This is a genomic window from Clostridium saccharobutylicum DSM 13864, from assembly GCF_000473995.1.
Classification (GTDB): domain Bacteria; phylum Bacillota; class Clostridia; order Clostridiales; family Clostridiaceae; genus Clostridium; species Clostridium saccharobutylicum.
This window is the reverse complement of sequence record NC_022571.1, coordinates 493,755-514,870: the sequence shown is the minus strand read 5'-3', so window position 1 is coordinate 514,870 and position 21,116 is coordinate 493,755. Positions and strand designations below refer to the sequence as shown.

Sequence of the window (21,116 nt, the reverse complement as noted above, 5' to 3'; positions counted from 1 at the left end):
TATTAATTTATATTATATTTATCTAATTCTTCTTGTGTTATTGAATTAACTATTTTCTTATTATTGAAATTAGTTGAAACTTGTCCGTATTTAACTTCAACCAACTCTTCATCTTTACCTTTACTGTATCTGACTGCAAGTCTGCATGCTAATGTTATATCCTCTTCATTCGGTGTATTTCCTTCTGGTATTATAACCATTGCACCATTAAATTTAGTAGTTAAAAACATCAAATCATTTTTACTTATTAATTGTTTTATATATTGTCCTTCTTCACTTGTTCTAGATACTATTATCTTAGTATTATTTTCAGTTACAAAATGTCTTCCATATCTTAATAAATTTAGATCTTTCTCTGTAACATCTCCTTTTCTATCTATAATTTCTTTTAATCTTATAGAATAGTTAGGCTCTGTTAGTTTACAGCCTCCAGCTGGTGATGGATAATCTTTTATTCCCCATTTTTCAGCTAATGCCATTTGAGGCTTTCTATTTCTTCCAGAAATATCTAACATTTTTTCTCTATCAACTAATCCATCAATCTCCATTTGTGTTTCCTTTAAATTTTTTGCACATAATGGTCTTAAAATCTTATCACTAAATCCTGATTGTTTTTTTACTACATCTAATGCTGATCTATTTTGTGACATTGGTCTTTGATTTAAAACTTCACCTGTTATAATAAAATCAGCATCAAATTTTTTAAGCAACTCTCCTGAATATCTCATCATCATTGCATGACAATCTATACATGGATTCATGTTCTTACCCCAACCATGGTTTGGATTTTTAACCATTTCAAAATGTTCCTTAGAAAAATCAACAACTTCTAATCTTATTCCAATTTGTTTTGTCATTCTTTTCGCATTTTCTTCATTAAAAAAATATGATCTAAAACATATTCCTATTACTTCTATACCTTGTTCTTTTATTAACTTTGCTGCTAATATACTATCTAGTCCTCCTGAAATCATAGCTAATGCTCTTGTCATTTTTATCCTCCTAGTTAAATAAATTCTTTATAGTTTCTACTACTTTAAACTTTATTTGTATATTGTTTTTATTATTTTGTTTATTAGATTCTTCTCCATCATTTGTAACTTCTTGAGATTTAGCTGGAGATGCATTATCCTTTTTATTGTTAGAATCATCATTGTTGGATTTTATTCTATTTTCAACTTTATCATATTCCACTTCTGCCTTTGACTCATCTACGAAACATAATGGTGGAAACATAACACACCACCAATTCTTGCCTTCTCCACTTCCTATTATTATTCTAAATGCTTCATAATTTCCTTGTGGTAAAGTGATATTTCCATAAGACTTATCTGGAAAATTTTCTCTTGATAATTCAAGTTTAACATCATAATTATAATTGTTTCTCTTTATTACATCTTCTGCAATATTTTTCACTTCATTCATGTTATCTTTTATTATTTGTCTTGATTGTTCTATGGATTTAGATTCATTTAAATATGGATATAGATAATCTATAACTCTATTTTTTACTTCTATTTTTAAATTTTGATCTTCCTCACTATCACTATTGGCAATAACGTGAAATCTGATTAATGAATCTTTTACTTCATCATAATTAAGTACTCGAGTTTTGTTTTCACTTTTAGTAGTATTAACTAACTGATTAATACTATATCCCTTGTCCACATCTTGACTACTTTCAAAACATCCTGTCAATACAGTTGTGCTAATTATAACCAATCCTATATACACTAAACTTTTTAATTTAATACTTTTTTTCATAACTAAGCCCCCTTGTAGCTAAAATTATTACCACTTGGAGGCTTTTTATACATTCAAATAAAATTAAATTGTTCTAGTTATAAATACATCTTTATAATCTCTCTTCATATTATCATAGCAATTCTGAGCTTTTAACATATCATCAAAAAATGCAAACACAGTTGCCCCACTTCCACTCATCATAGTGCCAATGCAACCTTTTGATTTAACCTCATCTTTAATATTAGCTATAATCTTATGCTTCTTTAAAGTTACATTTTCTAATAAATTCTTCATATTATTTGCTACAAAATAAAGATTATCATTTGCCATGTTTTCCATTAATTCTTCTATTCTTGGATGAAAAACAACTTTAGATAAATCAAATGATTTATATACTTCTTTAGTTGATACTCCAAAAGAAGGCTTAATTAAAACTACAATCTTATCTTTAAAAGGTTTTAATTGAGTAATCTTTTCTCCTATCCCCTCGCATAATGCAGTTCCACCATTAATGCAATATGGAACATCAGCCCCTAACTTTAATCCTAAAGCTTTCAATTCATTATCCGATGCATTTACATTAAACATTTTATTCATAATCTTCAAAACAGCTGCTGCATCCGTACTTCCACCAGCAAGCCCTGCTGAAACAGGAATATTTTTTATTAAATTAATATATACACCATCTTGTATAGAATAAGTATCTTTAAATAATTTTGCAGCTTTATATGCTAAATTTCTTTCATCTGTTGGTACATAATGTTTATTGCACTTCATCTCAATTCCTGATTGAGTTTTCTCAATATCAATTATGTCATATAAATCTATAGTTTGCATTATCATTTTTAATAAATGATACCCATCATCCCTTTTCCCAACAACATCTAAGGCAATATTTATTTTGGCATAAGCCTTAATTTTCATCTTTTATTTATCCTTTCTTCACATTTTAATAACATTTTATCATAGGTGAAAAATCCTGTCTAATTAAGTTGTTGATAAAAGGTTTATATTATATTTTTAGAAATTATAAATTTCACTTACACATTCAGGTACATTTTCCTTCTTAATAAAATCTGTAAGTCTTTTTAAATCTTCAAAGAAAACAACAATTATATCATTTTTGTTACTTATATTCAAAGCATGTTTAAGTGCCTCTACTTCATCTAGACATATGCTTACCTTTGCATTTTTATTATTCTTTAATATAGATTTTTCCAACACAGACGCAACTTCACCAATTTTTCTGCCTCTTCTATCTTTATCTTCTTTTATTACTATTTTATCTAAGTGATTAGCACATATTTTTCCTATTTCATACCCTATATCATCTTGTCTATCTCCTGGTATACCTATTACTCCAATTATATTATTTTTTTCCTTTATCTTTTCCAATGAAGATATTACCGATTTATATCCCTCAATATTATGTCCGTAATCTAAAATAACTCTTCTAGAATTGTACATATATTGATTGAATCTTCCATTACTATCTTTATCATCTAATTGAAAATCCATCAATCCTTTAGAAATCATACAATAATCTACTTTTAATCCTATTAAAGTTCCACATGCAGCCATCGCATTTTCTATATTATATTCTAATATACCATTGTAAGATACAGGTAACTTCTTAACAGAAAGTATCTCATATTTTCTGTTATTATTAATTACGCACATCATATCATTTTCAATAAAAATCGCTATTTTATTATTCCTTATATTTTGTTGTATTAATTCATTATTTTTTGATTTAGAAAAATAAATTTTCTCGCATTTAAATCTATTAATTATAGTTTTACTATATTTATCATCAGCATTTATAACAACAAAACCATCTTCCTTTACAACTTCTCCAACTAATGATTTTACAAAGCTTAGTTCTTCCATCGAATTTATGCCATCTAATCCAAGATGATCATTAGTTATATTAGTGATAACGCCAACATCTGCTACGTTATATGCTAAACCCTTTCTTATCAATCCGCCTCTTGCCGTTTCTAAAACTGCTATATCAACATCTCTATTTAATAATATTGTTTTAGCACTATTAAAACCAGAATCGTCTCCTCTGTGTATACACCTATCATTTAAATATATACCATCAGTTGATGTCATTCCAACATTATATCCCATTCTTCTCAAAACATGATTAACTAGCCTAGTAGTTGTTGTTTTCCCATTTGTACCTGTAATAGATACTATAGGAATACTACTTGGTTCTCCATCATAAAGTGATTCAAGTATTGCTTTTCCAACATCATGTTTTTTACCTTTCGAAGGGTAATGATGCATTCTTATTCCAGGTGCTGCATTAACTTCCATTATAATTCCATTATTCTCGCTTATAGGAACACTAATATCATTTGAGCAAATATCCACTCCACATATATCTAATCCTAATGTTTTAGCTGCATTTATGCAATATTCTATGTTTTCTTCACAAATCTCGTCTGTGCAATCAATAGCCATGCCTCCTGTTGACAAGTTTGCATTTTCTCTTAATAATATTTTCTTTCCATCTGCTGGTATATATTCCAAATCCATCCCCTGCTTTATGATGCATCTAATCAATTCTTCATTAATTTTTATTTTTGTTAATGGTTTTTCATGATCTTCTCCTCTTAATGGATCGTTATTAAGAATATTAATTAATGTTCTTAATTTATCCTTTCCATTTCCAGTCACAAATGGTGCAATTCTAAGTGCACCTGCTACTACTTTATAGTTTACCACACATATTCTATAATCTTTGCCATTAGCATACTTTTCTATAATAATATCTTTTTGAGTTTTTCTTAAATCTGTGTATGAATTCACTAATTGCTTTTCATTTTCTATATTAAGTATTACATCTTTTCCTTTACTTCCATATTGGGGTTTAAGAACTACTGGGTATCCTATAGCTTCAGCTTCTTTCAAAGCACCAATTATATTAAGCACCTTGTTTCCTTGTGCTACAGGTATATTCTGACTTTCTAGCAATTTCTTTGTTAATAGTTTATCACAAGAAATATCTACAGCTACACATCCTGTTTTATTTCCTATTGTAGCTTCTATAAACTTACTCATTTTCCCATAACCTATTTGATAAATTCCACTATCCCCTAAAGGTGTCACTGGAAGATTATATTCCTTAGCAGCTTCACAAATTGCCTTTGTGCTCGGTCCAATTTCCTCTTTTCTTAACGTTTCTTTTATAACTGATATTCTTTCTTGAAAGTTTAATGGAATTTGATTAATTAAACAATTAATTAAATCTATAGCTAAATTAGCTACTTCAATTGCTGTATTTTTATATTCATATTCTACAATAATGTAATACATGTCATCTTCAATTTCTCTAGCTTTTCCATATGAAACATCTATACCTAAAGTATTTTGTATTGCTATGATTATATGTTCACAAATATGCGCTAAATAAGTTCCTGTTTCAAGTCTTTTAACAAAGCCGCCTTCTTCATCAATTCCACATCTATGTTTTTTTAATTCTGGTATAATTTTAATAAGATTGAAATTAAAATTAGGTATTTCGTTACTTGGTATTTCACAATATCCCTCTAAATCAACATCGATTCTAATACATTTTTTATAAGAATATACATTCTTTCCTTCATATATTCTCTTCTGAACTATCTTCATGACTAAATTTTTCCTCCTCAAAAGGTGACTTTTTTATAAGATCAAATCTGTTTCCATCAGTTAAGATATGCAATTTTACATTATGCATACTTAAAATTTCATCTGCATATAATTCCGAAACATTTGTATGAGTAATTGCGCTTCCATCAATAAAATAAACTGCTCCTTCCCCTATAACCTCTATTATTCCTTCTTTATTTACTACTATTCCTGTATTTTCATCTATACCAATTCCTAACACTTCAGGATTTTGAGCAATTCCTGTTAACAATCTTCCAATTCTGCCTCTCTGAGCAAAATGCTGATCAATTATAACATCTTTAATTAGCCCTAAACCTGGAGCCATCTTTAATGTACATTTTCTTGGTGAATCCTCGTCCTCTCCTTGTACTATCATAGTATCACTCATTACAGACGCACCTGCAGAAGTTCCAACAATAATAGTTCCTTTTTGGCTAACTTCCTTTAGTGCATCATAAACAGAGGTGCCACCAATCAAACTTGTTATTCTTAATTGATCTCCACCTGTGAAAAATATTAAAGATGCTGATTTTATTAAATCTGCATTCGATTGTTCAAATGCTTCTAACCTATTACTAATATCTAATATTTTTATATTTTTAACATCAAGTTCCTTAAAAACTTTTTTATATTTTGCTGCTGCTTCCTTTGGATATTCGGTAGCAATAGTTGCAACTAATAATATATCCTTATCTTTATCTATTGAATTACAAACTCTGTTTAAAATTTCTTTCTTATTTTCTTTATCTTCAGCTCCTCCAATAATTATTAAATTGCCACTTAAAATTTCTTTCAATTAGTATCACCTCATATCATGTATTACATATTGTTTCCACTAAATAAAAGAATTATTCAATTAATTTTTTGATTATGCCTTATTTATACAAAAACAGCCTAAGATGATTTATAACCATCTTAGGCTGCATAGAATACATACTATTTATTTTTAAAATATCGCTCTTCCTGGAATTATCAGTTTTTGCCCTACTTCTATATCGTCAGAATCCTCCATCTCATTTATTTTAAGCAAATCCCCAACTGTTGTATTATATTTCTTTGCTAAGTTCCAAAGAGTATCACCATCTCCTACAACATAAATAGTTATACTTGCCTTTTTTTCTGGCTTGTCTCCTTCTTCTTCAACTACATCAGATATGAATTCCTTAGTTATTTCATAAAGAATCTTTCCTGACAATGTTATATTTGCCTTTATTGCAATTGTATTTCCCTCTATAGCAGTATCTAAATTTTCTAAATTTGCCCTTACTATAGCTTTCATTCTATCGTCTGCACCTGAAATATCAATCGCAGATGAAAATGGAATTTCAGCCTTAATATTAGATATAAATCTTTCTTCATCAGTCGTTGTGTATAATATATCTGCTTTAATTATGCCCTCTACAATAATTTTATCTTTTATAACTTCCTTATCTGTTAATATTATTGTTGCATTCGCTGATATAATTTGTTCTGGCTTCAAATCATTTTCTTTTAATTGAACGTTATCTTTAACAATTGACTCTGAAGTATTAGTTCCTTGAAGTATACCAATCTCATATTCATCCTTTTTCAACCCAAGTAAACACATAGGTGAATATGCATCTTTAACTACATCAATATTTTCCCTTGAAAATATTTTTATGTTAGCTTTAACTATAAATTCATTATTTATAATTCTTACTTCTCCTAAATCATCTTCTTCAAGAATCATATCATCATTTAGTATTTCATAATAAACTAAAGGAATCATATCTGGTGTTACTCCAGGGGCTTCTTCTTCCTGAGATAAATAAACATCATCTTCCAGGCAAATTATATCTCTTGACTCATCTCCTTTATATAAAATGTTTAATTTGCAATAACAACCTAAATAAATCTTATCATCAGCAATTTTTATTTCTTTTTTATGCAATGATAATGAGCAATTTAATATCTTATTTATTTGTGGTTTATCCATAGGAACTCTAATCATGGATTTACCATTTAACTCTACCTCTTTATTTACACTTATTCTATTTATTGTTTCTGTTTTCTTTAAAATCTCCACATCTTCAGTACCCTCAATATCTTTTACAAATTCAAATTCACTGCTCTTATATAGCTCCCAATCAATTGTGACTATACCCTGAATTGATATTTTCCTTTCATTCATTATAGCAGCTTCAATATGTTCCACATTGCATTCTACTTCACAAATAACCCTATGTTCTCCTTGATTCAGGTCAATATTACTTGTAAATTTTTGAGTGTAATTTACTGAATTTGCAACTAATCCATCTTCTCTTGCTAAATATAACACTGTATATTCAACTTTTCCTTCTAGTTCTATTTTATCTCCAACTAATTCTTTACTAACTATCATAGGTCTAGCCTCAACAGTCAATATCATCTGTACATCTGGATGAGTATCAGGAATTAAGTATTCTTCTTTTAATACAGTATTGGAATTATTTTCCCTAAGTAATTGTTCAAACTGAACATTTTCTTTTATAACATCTATATCTGACATATCTATACCTCCCATAAAATTCCTACTATCTATTTATATACTCATCTCTTAAACTTTATGATATATAAGAGAATATTTAAATATTCTTTTTTAGTGAAAAATTCGTAAAATTCGTGGAATAATATCTATATTCAAAGTTTTTTTATTTTTTTTGTTTTTTTTATTGACAACCATTATATTTTGTCGTAATATAGTAATTGGTTATTGACCATATAACCTCTCATAAATTCTCAATACCCTTTTATACCATAGTTGAAAGATGGAAACCCACCATCTTTCTTTTTTATTTTTAAAAATAGACAAAAACTTCTCGGTAAACCATGTATTTCTACTACTTTAAAAAATTATCAGCAAATTTTACTTTATTATAATTTATAGAGATAAAAAAAACTTCGATCATGTCGAAGTTTATATTCTAGCTGGGAATACCAATTGTACAGTCTTTGTTAATACATCTGAATAACTATAAGTCACAGTCCTTTGGGTGTCATTTTTTAACCTTATAACAAAAATACTTGGATAAACACTGTCTATAATTCCATCATTAACTAAAATCTTTTTTCTTCCACCATTAGCTTTAAGTGTAACCTTTTCTCCTACGTGTCTCTGTATATCATTCTTAATGGAAGCAATAGTTTTTACTTTTTCCATATAAACACCCTCTTTCCAATTTAAATTATACCCCTTATCCTTTCATTTGTCAACCAAAATTTTTATTGTATCATTTATTATGCATAATGTCAATGTAAACATTTTTCCAACTTTCGTTTTTTTAACCTATACCAATATATTATCTGTATTTTTTTATTTTTTATGCTATATATATTTAAATTTAATCTGTTTTACAGAAAAGTCCATAAAATACAAATCTCAGCTCATAATTACAATATTTCAAAGTTCAAGCTTATATATAACAAACTATAAATTACATTTAAACTTCAATATATATTACATACAAAAAAATGAAGACTACTTTTCATAGTGCTGCATTAATAATTGCATTGTTAGAAATCCGCAACCCAATTATCTGGCAACCAAAAATAATCTTCATTCTTTCCTTAAGTTACATTATAAATTCAAGTTCTAGTCGTTTATCTATAATCTAAATTGTTTTATTTGATTTTTAAGGTCATTTGCAACATCTTGCAAATTATTCGCATAAGCCGCAAGATTATCCATAGTTGCATTTACTTCTTCTGTTGAAGCTGTAACTTCTTCAGTTATAGATGCTGCTTCTTCTGATACTGATGCTATATTTTCAATCTGTGACTTTACATCTTCCTTATTTGAATTCATCTTTACATTTAAACTATTTATATTATCAATAGCTCCTGTTAAAGGTATTATAGAATCAACTATTTTATTAAATATATCTTCTGTTTCATTTATTGCATTATCTTGATTTTGCAACATTTCTTTACTTTCTTCCATTGCACCTTTAGCACTATTTGCATTAACATTTATTTCTATAATAACAGCTTTTATTTCATCTGTAGATTTTTTAGACTCTTCTGCCAATTTTCTAATTTCTTCTGCAACCACTGCAAATCCTTTTCCAGCTTCTCCTGCCCTTGCTGCTTCTATACCTGCGTTTAAAGATAAAAGATTAGTTTGCTCCGTAATTCCTGCTATTACATCTGATATATAATTTATACTCTCTATACTCTTTATCATTCCATTTACCATAGTTGAAGATTCAATAGTATTTTCTCTAGCCTTTTTAGATTTTTCTACTAAATCATTAAGTGTTTTTATTCCTCTAGTACTTAAATTTTCGGTTTCATTTGATAGCTCACCGATATGTTTTGAATGTTTCTGCACTTCATTCATTCTATTTGATAAATCTTCAACACTTAAAGCAACATTAGTTGCCGATTGTGCTTGATTAGTAGCTCCTGTTGCAACTTCATTTATCGCTTCTGACACTTGTGCTACAGACGCTGTAGTCTCTTCTGACATATTAGCTATGTTAACTGATGACTCAATCAAATCTGATGATGTTTTTTCAATATTCTTGATTAATTTCGATATATTATCAATCATAAAATTAAAACTATTCCCAAGGCTCCCAAATTCATCTTTAGCAGTAACTTCTATTCTTTCTGTAAAATCTCCATCTGCAACTTTAGAAAGTACTAATTTCAATTTATTTATTTCTTTTACTATGCTTAATGCAAAAACAATTCCTATGATTACTGCGACTATTATACATAGTATAGTGGTAATTATCGTTGTTATTTTCATAGCAGTAACATTATCTTCTACTTCTCTACTTTCTAAAACTCCAATCAACTTCCAACCCGTCTCTTGATTTGTTTCTTGGCATACATAAAAATCTTTACCATTATGACTCCAAGTATATACCCCTCTATCTTCATTTTTAGCCTTTTCCCAAAATTCTAAATCACTAACTTTATCTTCTGCTTCTTTATTATTATCATTATTTATTACAATATTTCCATCTTTATCTACAAGTAAAAGGAATCCTGTATTTAACATCTGTGTATCTCTTACGTAGTTTTCCATAGATTCTAATGACATGTCTATTACTATTACACCTATAAATTGACTATTATCATCCTTAACGGCTTGAGATACTGTCATTACTTGTTTTCCAGTCTTAGCATCTTTATACGGTTTTGTGTATGTAACTTTTCCATTAGCCTCTTTTGCTTCTTTATACCACACTCTCTCTTTATAATTAAGATCATTTATAGTCATTACTCCACTATCTGTTAAAAGCTCACCATATTCTCCTGCATAACCTACATTAATAATACCATCTATTGAATCCTTAGTATCTTTAAGCATGTCTTGTACATATTTAGATGTAAGTTGATGATCTGCTTGTACATTAGATAATTCTTTTACATGAATGTTTTTTGACATTATTGAAATTTGTGTACTTAATACATTTAAATGCTGATTGAATCCTTTATCAACTTCTTTGATTGTTTGTATGCTTGTTGTTTTTAAATTATCTTCCATCACTTTTCTTGATTTAATAATAGACATTTCACTTACCAATATTACTGGTAATGATACCATTAATATAATTGAAACTAATAATTTTTTCAGTAATTTGCTTTTATTAAGTGCTTTTTTCATTTTCCCCTCCAAATTTAAATATAATTATTCAAGTTAAATATTATAATTATTGAACTCTATTTTTTTATTTTAACTCATAATCCAACAGTTTTGTATATTTTTCTATTTATGTTATATTACTATAATTAAGGTTTTTTCCTATTATAACCTAGTCATTTTAATTATATATTTTTTATTGAAACTTTTATCATTAAAAATATTTAAAAACTAATCCTAGCAATTTATTCAAAAAAATAGGAATAGTCCGTGTAACCCACAAACTATTCTTATTATTGTTGCTTGATCTTACATTATTTTTTTAGATAAGTTTTCCCCAACATTAAACTTCCCATTACTAATTGATTTATATTATTACTATTTAACATATTCACACCATCAAGACACTTTGCATTTCCAAGCATTTTTTATTTAGTACTGATTTTTTTCTTTTTTACATTTTGATCTTTAACCATATTCTTATATACCTGTGGTGATACATTTAATTTAACTTTTGAAGATCCAAATGATATCTTTTGAAGTCTATTTTCTATATCTCTTCTTATGTCTTCTGCTGCAATATCTTCTTCTGAATATATAGCATTAGTCCATTAGTAGATATACTGAAAGTTGTTTTACTATGAAATTCTTCTATTAATTTCAAATAAAAAGACCTGTAAATCCTCTAATAAATAGAGAATCTACAGGCTTATTTTTTGATTTTACTTATATATAAGGTGACTTAGGATACCCTTCCCTATACTTTCCTCTAGTTTGAAGCCCTCCGACACCTTTTATTCCTGTTATAGTATTTTCAATTACATCAGTTATTGAAACCACTTGATCTATTCTTGTGTAGGCAATCTTCTCACATACAAAAACTGGATCTAAACAATGAATTAAAACCCTATTGGGACTTGAAGCAAAGTTAGCACCCATGTCTAAAATTCTTTCATAACAACTTTGACATGCTCCTGCAAATATAACCAGCTCATCATAGCTTGAATTATAATTTCTTAAATTTTTTACTGATTCTAAATAGTATTTAGAATTTCTGTAATTATCTAAATCCAAATAATCTTTAGGATCTTTTATCACACTATCATGACCTGTTAAAACAACTATATCTGGTTTTATTTCTTTAACCAAACTTACAATAACCTCTGGCTGCTTTCTTTCTGGTATGGCTTTACCTACTGCATCTAATGCTAACTGCTTATATACCTTTAAACAGGTTTCCATGTACTCACTATCTCCATCTACATGAAGTATTTTTCCTGGTCTTCCAAAAAACAATTCATCATTTTTTTTTATTTTGGGATATTTATCAACTTTATCTCTAACATCACTTCTTAATAAAACTGCATTCTTTATTGCTTCTTTTACTCTTGTATTTAAAATTTTATCCTGTGACCCACTATTCTCTTCAGCCATCTCAAGATCTTCACCTTTTGAATCTGCTATAATTCTTATATTAATCCCCTTTAAAATAAAATTTCTTTCTCCTACATTTTCTTTGATATCAATTATCTTAAAAGTAACATCTTTATCATAAGATTTCCTAACAACTATATCCCCAATATCCATTACTTTCTCCTCAGCATATTATTATATACTGTATAATATGGTCTAATATATTAAAGGTTGCATCATATATGTATTATATGTTGTTCTACCTTTAAACAAATATCGATAAACTATAGACTGAATAGAGGCTATTTCAAAACACATGTTAGATACAATATCTAGATAGTTCAAAAATAGAATCAACTTACATATTGTGCTAAATTTGTATTTTGAGACAGCCTCATCATCCACATTACTCTCTTATAATTTATATTCATTCTTAAACTTTTCTAAAAATTCTAAGTACTTATCCTGCTCATCTATTATGGAACCTAATTTACTTGCAAATGTATTTTGCCCCCAATTAACTTCATTATAGTAATATCTATTTGCAAGCCTCCAATATCTTTGAGGAAATTGAAGATATGCGTATAATACTTTATACTCTTCTGGTTTTAACTCTGATACTGAATTATATGAATTTAAAATATTAATAGCAAAATCTAAATCCCAGTCTACTCTCTTTAAAACTTTTGTCATAAAATTACTTATATCAAATGTTCTAACTTCTCTCTTACAATAATCAAAATCTATAACATGTACATCCATGTTCTCACTAAGAATTATATTATGATAAGTAAAATCATGATGGCAAAAGCTTTTTTCATTTTCTGCAATCATACATAATTCGTAGTAGTCAGATTCTTTTAATGTTGTCAAAGCTTGTCTACCTATTTCTTTATAAAATTCCATTGATTTTAAGTAAAGCATATCAAAATCGCTTTTTATGTTTTTCTTCCTTACCATATCTCTCATTTTATCTAACGATTTTATTCTTTTTTCCATTAGATGAGGCCATCTACCAAGATCGCTTTTCAATTTAGAATTTTCTGGTGGATCATATCCTTTAGATGCTTCATGTAGTTTTGCTAAAGTTGAAGCCGCTATTTTTACTTCATCTATATTGTGAAAGTCACATTCTCTTCCATCCAACCATTCTGATAAAGTATACAAATCCTCATTAACCAATGCATAAGGTTCTTTATTTATGTTTAAATAATAATTATCTAAATTTGTGAACCCATTTTTTCTTAAATGCTCTTTCGCACCATATACAAACAATAATTTTTGAGGACCATAGTTTATCTTTTTTAAACATCGCTCTCCCTTATCTGTTTTAAGATAGTAAACACCTTTATTTGCTTTAATTTTTTCTATCTTAATGTTAAATTGTCTTTCAATTTCAAATTCCCTCATCATCGTTCTCACCTCCTATATATTTATATGTGGATATAACTTCTTTTATTAACATTTTTTATATTCTTTTAATATAATACAATAAGATAAATACTGTGGAAGGGTTTAGTAATGAAAATAGGAATAGATGGTAGGGCTGCAAAGTGGTATAGGGGGACTGGAATAGGAACATATACCCATGAATTAATAAGAGGTCTTAATAGTACTGATTGTAGTAATGATTATTTAATTTTTATGCCACAATGCGATTCTTTAAGTAATTTAAAGGATAATTTTAAAATACAACCTGTTGAATCTATATCTTCAAATAATTTTTGGGATAATGTAAAAGTTCCAAATATACTAAATGACGCAAATATCGAACTTTATCATGTACCTCAAAATGGTGTTGGACTTTCAGATAACATTAGCTGTAAAAAAGTTATTACTTTACATGATATCATTCCTCTCAGAATGCCTGAAACTGTTAGTGATAGATATCTCAGAATATTCAATAACGAGTTACCTAAAATTTTAGATAACTGTGATGGGATAATTACAGTTTCACAATTTTCTAAGGATGATATTTCAAGAGAATTTAATTTTCCTCTTAAAAATATTTATGTAACACCTCTCGCTGCTGAAGATATTTATAAACCATTAAGTAAATGTCAATCCAAAGCCCTAATTACAAAAAAATATGGCATAGAAGAAGATTTTATACTTTATGTTGGTGGATTCAGTCCAAGAAAAAATATCTTAGGTTTAATTGAAGCGTATTCAAAACTTTCTAACAAATTAAAAGAAACATTTAAATTAGTTATTACAGGTAGAAAAGGTCCGTCTTATTACAAATACAAATCTAGAGCAGAGGAACTTAGCGTATCTAAAAATGTAATCTTTACAGATTTTGTACCCCTTGAAGATATGCCTTTATTTTATAATGCCACAGAAGTATTAGTATACCCATCTTTCTACGAAGGATTTGGTCTTCCTCCTGTAGAAGCCATGGCCTGTGGTACTCCTGTTATTGCTTCTAATACAACATCTCTACCTGAGGTATGTTACGAATCAGCTCTTTTAATAGATCCTTATGATATAGATTTATTAGCTTATGATATAGAAAGAGTATTAAGTAACAGTTTGTTAAAATTAACAATGGTTAAAAAGAGTTTAACTCGTAGTAATGAATTTTCTTGGAATAAAACAGCTATAAATACCATAAATGCTTACAAATCAATCATAAGCTCATAAACATTCGTGCGATTATTGAAATTCTATGATAACCAATTTAGACTTATGTGTAATCAACAAAAAAAAATGGTGTTCTTTTGTTAATGTTACTTGAGAATGTAACACTCCACAAAAGAGCACCATTTCTTTATAGCTTGAACTACATTTCAAAGTATAAATCTACTTCCTTGCCTGATGCAAAATAATCATGGCATTTTGGACTTATTATTTTCTTTCATGTGCCTTATAAACATCTAAAAATTCGTATCTAAACCTTTCATTATCTAATTTTGCCTTTAATCTGCTTAAATAAACATCATAATCCCAATTTTTTCTTTTATAATAGTAATCTCTAGATATATTATAAAAATCTTGAGGAAATTCTAAAAGTATATATAATAATTCTTTTTCTTCATTTCTTAAACTGCTAACACTTTCATATCCTTCTATTGCTAGAAGCATTTTATTAACATCATAAGCTGCATTCTTTATAGATTTTAAAATAAAATCTGCAACATCCATTATTCTTAAATCTAAAGTCATAAAATCAAAATCTATTATACTTATTTCTTTATTTTTAACTAGGAAGTTATGATATGCTAAATCATTGTGACAAAGGCAAATCAACTCTTTGTCCTGCCTTAATTTTTCATAGCTGCTTTTTTCAAGTTTATCTTGCACTTTCCTTATTTCAAGCAAATATTTATTTATATTGTTGCTGAATAAAGTATCAAATTCATTTTTATATTTATAATTATTAACTAAATTTTTCATATAAACAAGTTCATCATAAGCTTTTTGAAATTTCTCTTTCAATGATATATCCAGAAAGTCTTTATTATATTTCTCACTTAAATACTCTCTTAAGCCTTTTGATGCTTTATGCATTAAAGCTATATTTTTTGCACAAAGGCTTACTTCTACTGGGTTTGAAATAGATACTTCTCTTCCATCTAAAATATCCATAACAACATAAATATCTTTTTTCCATTCCTTGTAATTAAGATTATTTTTAAGCTTGTTATATGATATTACATTCTTATAAGTTTTTTTTATATACTCTAAAGAATCACTAATTAAATTTACTTTATCTATATCATAATTAACTTTTTTTAAAATTTTATTTCCATCATCAGTAGATATAACAAATACCTTTCTAAGAGGTACAATATCATTCACTTTAATTCCTAATTCATTAAAAAACTCTAAACTCAAATCATAATTACATAAATATTTTTTTTCAGAATATTTAATTTTATTCATTTTCGCCCTCCTAATAAACAAATGAGAACTATTTAAAAAAGCTCTTCCCTTCATAATTAAGGCTATTCTTCAATTCTGCTAAAAATTCATCATTTGTCTTTCCTTTTTTGTTTTGCCTATATCTCTCCCAACTCCTAAAAAAGTCCCTTGGATAACTACATAAACCTCTTAAATATTCAAGACTGTTAAATGATAAATGAGATGAATGTACAAATATGTTTATGAGCTCTTCTTCATCTATGTTAATTCTCTTTCTCTGTAACTTCTTAATATATTTATACATATCTTCTTCTACTAAATTATATGTCATATTCTTAATCGTACCTATTTCAAATTTTTCTTTGTTCTTTCTTAAATTTCCGTGATCAACCCGTCCAATACATATTTCTTGTCTATTCATACTACGTTCTATAGCTGAAAAATAATCGTGTTTATAAATATAGTCTATTGATTCTGCTCCTTGCTTAAGCATATTATTTCCTTCTAACAAAATTAACCTATCTACATTGTTTTGACAACAATTATTAAGAATATAATCATAATTTCTCTGAAGTCTTCTTATTTGAACTTTATATGATTCTATCTCTTTGCCTATTGTACTTCCAATCCTGCTTAATCCTTCAAATCTACACCCCATTAAAGTTTTATGAAAGTCCACTATTAAATTAATTTGAGAAAAAATATTTTTACTGTCTAAATTTTTATCATAACTAAAATATTTTCCAACAATATTTATGCCATTTTTATTTAAATATTCATTAACCGATGAAGCATTAATATTAATCTCCTCCCTTAAAATAGCTGTCAATAAATTCTTCTCTCGCAAGGCAGTCAGACAGATACTTTTTCATTTTATTAATAAAAAACTCTTCTCCCCAAGGCTGCTGCTCCCAATATACTTGAAGTCCTATTTGCCAAAAAGCTTGTGGAAATCTTATAAATTCTCTTATTATTGGTATTTCATAATTTTTTATTTCCATTACTTTTCTATAGGAGTTTAATATTAAATCTGCTTTTTCTTTTTCCCATTTATCATCCTTCATAGTCCTTATTAGAAATGACGACAGATCATGTAAATGTGAATCTAATATACAATAATCAAAATCTATAACATTAATATTTCTATTATCATCTATTAAAATATTGTGATGAGCGTAATCATGATGGCAAAATCCTCTACCAAAAACCTCTTTTTCCATAACCTTTATATAATTATTTTTCTTAAGACCTGATATACTTCTATCTGCTCTCTTTATTTCCTGTTCAATATTATCTAAGTATAATAAGTCAAATTCTGATTTATTAGCTTTTTGATTTATTCTATTTTTAAAATCTAATATTTCATTCTTTCTTGTTTCAAATACTTTCTCCCATGAAAACCATCCTATTCTTGGCTTCATTTCTTTTTCTAACGTAAATCCCTTGCTACATTGATGCAGCTTCCCAAGTTCAGCTGCAATCTTAGCTAATTCTATTGGATTATCATAATTACTTACTCTTGATGGAATCCATTTTGTTAAATAAACATAATTACCATCTAAAACTCCATAATCCTTCTTATCCTTATTTAAAATAAACTCTGGAATATCATTAAAACCTTTTCTCTGTAAATGTTTCATCGCAGATAAAATAAAATAGAAATGAGAAAATTCATATCTAATTACTTTTAAACAATATCCACCATCTTTAGTAAGAATTTTATAGCTATTTTTAACTTTTTCTACATCTTCTACATCTAAATTGTAGTTTTTCTCAACATAGTCCTTAATTCTCAGTATCTCTTTACTATTATCCATAAAATTCCTCATAAACCATGATTCTTCTTATTATATGTGGGTAAATAATTTATTGTGATTTATATTCACAAAATTAAAATATACTAATACTTTATAATATAGATGTATTTATAGAGGTGTTTATATGAAAATTGCCATAGATGCACGTGGTGCTAGTTTATATCACGGGACTGGCATTGGTACTTATACTAATAACCTTATATCAGAATCTCTTTCTATTGATTCAGAAGATGAATTCACCTTGTTTTGTACTGGAAAATTTAATGATGAATTCAATAAAAAAAATGCTAATATCATATTGTCCTCCGGCAAACATGGTGGTTTTTATGAAAAGTATTATATACCTAAGCAATTAAACGAACTTCATGTAGATTTATATCATATTCCTCAAAATGGAATAGGTTTTGATTTTGATACAACTATTCCTACACTTGTTACAATACATGATTTAATTCCTTATATAATGCCAGAAACTGTAGGTAAAGGCTATTTAGAAAGATTCTTACGTGATATGCCTAATATAATTATGAATTCAGCAGGTATTTTAACTGTATCAGAATACTCTAAAAAAGATATTTTAAAATTTTTCAGCTTTTATCCTGAAGATAAAATATTTGTGACTCCACTAGCTGCAAATAGCAGTTTTAAGCCTTTAAATAAAGAGAACTGCATGTCATATGTAAAAAATAAATTTAAACTAAGCGAACCATATATACTATATATTGGTGGATTTAGTCCCAGAAAAAATGCTTTAGGATTAATAAAAGCGTTTCAAAATGTATATAAGGATTTGAATAAGCCATATAAATTACTACTTGGGGGTTCATTAAAAGATGAAGGTGAGAATCTATACAAATTTGTAAAAGAAACTAACTTACAGGATAGAGTTATTTTTTGCGGATTTTTAGAAGATGAAATATTACCAATTCTATATAGTGGATGTGATGCATTTGTATACCCTTCTCTATATGAGGGATTTGGACTTCCACCATTAGAAGCTATGAGCTGCAAAGCACCTGTTATAACCTCCAATTTATCTTCAATACCAGAAGTCACTGGAGACAGTGCCATATTAATAAATCCATGTAATAAAGACGATTTAGAAAATGCCTTAGTAAATGTTTTAAATAATGAAGATTTAAAAGATACACTTAGAGAAAAAGGATACATGAGAAGCCGTAATTTTACATGGCAGAAAACCGCACAAAAAACATTAACTGCCTATAAATCATTAATATCTAGTTATAAATAAACACATTAATACTTAAAATTATAATGTAATCAACCGAAATAAATGGTGCTCTTTTGTTTGGCTTACTAGAAAAAATGATTGTAATAATAACTTACTCAAAGTAAAAAAACATTTTTCTCAATTACTATACTTACTTATACTTTAAAATGTGTTAAAAATCAGAAAGACATGGTGATTTTTTGTGAAGTGTTACATTGAAAAAATAGTTGTAGAATTTCTTCATGAGAAGCTGTTCCATTCTTGCATGTCCTAACCTGTTTAAATAACATGCAAAAATGGATACAACGTTTATTATTAAAAATTTACAATTATTTTTTCCAGTAACAGAAACAAAAAACCACCATGTCTTTCGAAAAGTTAAGCACGTGAAAATAAATAGTATGTCCTATTTACCATGGATATTTTGCGTCAGGCAAAGAGGTAAACTCATCCCATAGTGTATGATCTATTGGGTCAATTTGCCGATGCAGCCTGATGGAAAATATACTATAAGATAGACTTGTTATTTATTTGAATGTACATTATATTTAAACTTTAACTCATAAGTTCTTTTTTTACCTTGATGTATTTATCATAGTCATCTATTCCTAGTGCTTTTTCTTCTACATTACTTAAAACTATAAGTGGACTTTTACCTACAAAGTTCTTAACTGGTTGTTCTATTTCCTTTTCTTTATAAGTGTACAAATAACTTGAGAAAAATTCTCCACTCTTCACATATTTAATAGCTTCTTCGTTGTTTGTTATTACATAAGTTATAAACTTTTCAATCAACTTTTGATTATCACTATTTTTATTTAATATAACTAGATTATCTCCTTCTGTTGCAAAAAATTTATTTGCTCCTGGTTGAATGCTTGGTACATTATCTATACTCCATTCACATGGTACATCTAACGCCATTATTTCCTTCATTCCATTAATTGAAGCTATACGAGCCAAAAATTCTCCATTTTCTTGTAAATTCAATATATTGTTGTCTTTTAATTCTTTTATCATAGATTCAACTTGTGACTTGACTTCTTCCTCACTTTTACCTAAATTTAAATTTTCCATTATTAATAAATCTAATAGATCTTTATAATCTTGCCCTGTTGCATTTATGATTCTAACTGTTCCATTACTTTTTTGATAAATATCTTTTCCTATTTCTATTAAATCATTCCATGTATTCATGCTATCTCTTTTATATCCATATTGCTTAAGCATATCTTCCCTAACATAAAATCCTAATGGTCGAGAATTCAATGGTATTCCAAAAGATTTTTCATCACTTTTAACTTGATCAACTCTATATTTTGCAAAGTTTTTAGAATATGTATTCAAAAGCTCTGTCTCATCATTATCATATTTTGAATCATTTATCTCTAATTTTTCAAAGCTGCATCTATCTATTTGACCTACATTAGCAGGCTTTTCTTTATCAGATTTATTTAATGCATCTTTAATTTGGCTATAATCATCCATCTTTTTTATATTAATTGTAGTTTTATCATTTAATTTCATAAATTTATTTGCACATGTAACTAAATAATCATAAGAATTTTCATTTACTAAAAGTTCTATGCTTCCTTTAACCTGTTGTTCCTTATTAGGTTGAAATAAGTTAATGCTTATTATTCCTATAACTAAAACAGTAGAAAAAACAAAAGCATACTTGAGTTTATTTTTCATAATTACACCTCTGCCTAAATATAATTTGTTTGTCATTTTTTTAATATAAATAAATTATTATATATATTAGGCACGTTCAAAAAAATAACAAGTC

Annotated in this window: 16 protein-coding genes; 2 read left to right on the top strand and 14 right to left on the bottom strand. The window is 27.6% G+C overall.

What is annotated here, in order from left to right; translation table 11 throughout:
- Positions 1-2: 2 nt before the first annotated feature.
- The 10 genes from CLSA_RS02395 to CLSA_RS02350 form a co-directional block, all read right to left on the bottom strand.
- Entirely contained in the window at positions 3-992 is a 990-nt protein-coding gene (locus CLSA_RS02395; protein WP_022743803.1) for a DUF814 domain-containing protein, read from the bottom strand.
- Positions 993-1,002: 10 nt separating this feature from the next.
- A complete protein-coding gene (gene spoIIR, locus CLSA_RS02390) occupies positions 1,003-1,764 on the bottom strand; it encodes a stage II sporulation protein R (RefSeq protein WP_022743802.1) in 762 nt (253 codons plus the stop codon).
- A gap of 63 nt (positions 1,765-1,827) precedes the next feature.
- On the bottom strand, positions 1,828-2,670 hold the full coding sequence (ispE, locus tag CLSA_RS02385; protein ID WP_022743801.1) for a 4-(cytidine 5'-diphospho)-2-C-methyl-D-erythritol kinase: 843 nt from the start codon (positions 2,668-2,670) through the stop codon (positions 1,828-1,830).
- A 96-nt stretch (positions 2,671-2,766) separates the two neighbouring features.
- A complete protein-coding gene (cphA, locus tag CLSA_RS02380; RefSeq protein WP_022743800.1) occupies positions 2,767-5,388 on the bottom strand; it encodes a cyanophycin synthetase in 2,622 nt (873 codons plus the stop codon).
- Entirely contained in the window at positions 5,360-6,205 is an 846-nt protein-coding gene (locus CLSA_RS02375) for a cyanophycinase (protein ID WP_022743799.1), read from the bottom strand. Before CLSA_RS02375 ends, cphA begins: the two co-directional genes overlap by 29 nt.
- Positions 6,206-6,355: 150 nt before the next feature.
- The gene (locus CLSA_RS02370; protein ID WP_041716024.1) at positions 6,356-7,918 is read right to left on the bottom strand and encodes a DUF3794 and LysM peptidoglycan-binding domain-containing protein; all 1,563 of its coding nucleotides are present in this window, start codon (positions 7,916-7,918) and stop codon (positions 6,356-6,358) included.
- Positions 7,919-8,326: 408 nt separating this feature from the next.
- Positions 8,327-8,569, bottom strand: a complete 243-nt coding sequence (locus CLSA_RS02365; RefSeq protein WP_022743797.1) for a Veg family protein — start codon at positions 8,567-8,569, stop codon at positions 8,327-8,329.
- 444 nt (positions 8,570-9,013) lie between these two features.
- Positions 9,014-11,026 (bottom strand): methyl-accepting chemotaxis protein, encoded by a 2,013-nt coding sequence (locus CLSA_RS02360; protein ID WP_022743796.1) that lies wholly within the window; start codon positions 11,024-11,026, stop codon positions 9,014-9,016.
- A 702-nt stretch (positions 11,027-11,728) separates the two neighbouring features.
- Positions 11,729-12,589 (bottom strand): sporulation peptidase YabG, encoded by an 861-nt coding sequence (gene yabG / locus CLSA_RS02355; protein ID WP_022743795.1) that lies wholly within the window; start codon positions 12,587-12,589, stop codon positions 11,729-11,731.
- A gap of 240 nt (positions 12,590-12,829) precedes the next feature.
- Positions 12,830-13,828: a CotS family spore coat protein gene (locus CLSA_RS02350; RefSeq protein ID WP_022743794.1), complete on the bottom strand. Its 999-nt coding sequence runs from the start codon at positions 13,826-13,828 to the stop codon at positions 12,830-12,832.
- 108 nt (positions 13,829-13,936) lie between these two features.
- Between CLSA_RS02350 and CLSA_RS02345 the strand changes: the two genes are divergently transcribed.
- On the top strand, positions 13,937-15,058 hold the full coding sequence (locus tag CLSA_RS02345) for a glycosyltransferase family 4 protein (protein ID WP_022743793.1): 1,122 nt from the start codon (positions 13,937-13,939) through the stop codon (positions 15,056-15,058).
- 204 nt (positions 15,059-15,262) lie between these two features.
- On the opposite strand, the gene CLSA_RS02340 is transcribed toward CLSA_RS02345, so the two are convergent.
- From CLSA_RS02340 to CLSA_RS02330, 3 genes are read right to left on the bottom strand one after another with little or no spacing between them, the layout of a single operon-like run.
- Positions 15,263-16,300 (bottom strand): CotS family spore coat protein, encoded by a 1,038-nt coding sequence (locus CLSA_RS02340; protein ID WP_022743792.1) that lies wholly within the window; start codon positions 16,298-16,300, stop codon positions 15,263-15,265.
- 28 nt (positions 16,301-16,328) lie between these two features.
- Entirely contained in the window at positions 16,329-17,108 is a 780-nt protein-coding gene (locus CLSA_RS02335) for a spore coat protein (RefSeq protein WP_140395219.1), read from the bottom strand.
- Entirely contained in the window at positions 17,080-18,096 is a 1,017-nt protein-coding gene (locus tag CLSA_RS02330; protein WP_022743790.1) for a CotS family spore coat protein, read from the bottom strand. Before CLSA_RS02330 ends, CLSA_RS02335 begins: the two co-directional genes overlap by 29 nt.
- Before the next feature lie 124 nt (positions 18,097-18,220).
- Here CLSA_RS02330 and CLSA_RS02325 point away from each other — a divergent pair, with 124 nt between their 5' ends.
- A complete protein-coding gene (locus tag CLSA_RS02325) occupies positions 18,221-19,348 on the top strand; it encodes a glycosyltransferase family 4 protein (protein ID WP_022743789.1) in 1,128 nt (375 codons plus the stop codon).
- 534 nt (positions 19,349-19,882) lie between these two features.
- On the opposite strand, the gene CLSA_RS02320 is transcribed toward CLSA_RS02325, so the two are convergent.
- Positions 19,883-21,022 (bottom strand): ABC transporter substrate-binding protein, encoded by a 1,140-nt coding sequence (locus CLSA_RS02320; protein ID WP_022743788.1) that lies wholly within the window; start codon positions 21,020-21,022, stop codon positions 19,883-19,885.
- Positions 21,023-21,116: the final 94 nt, after the last annotated feature.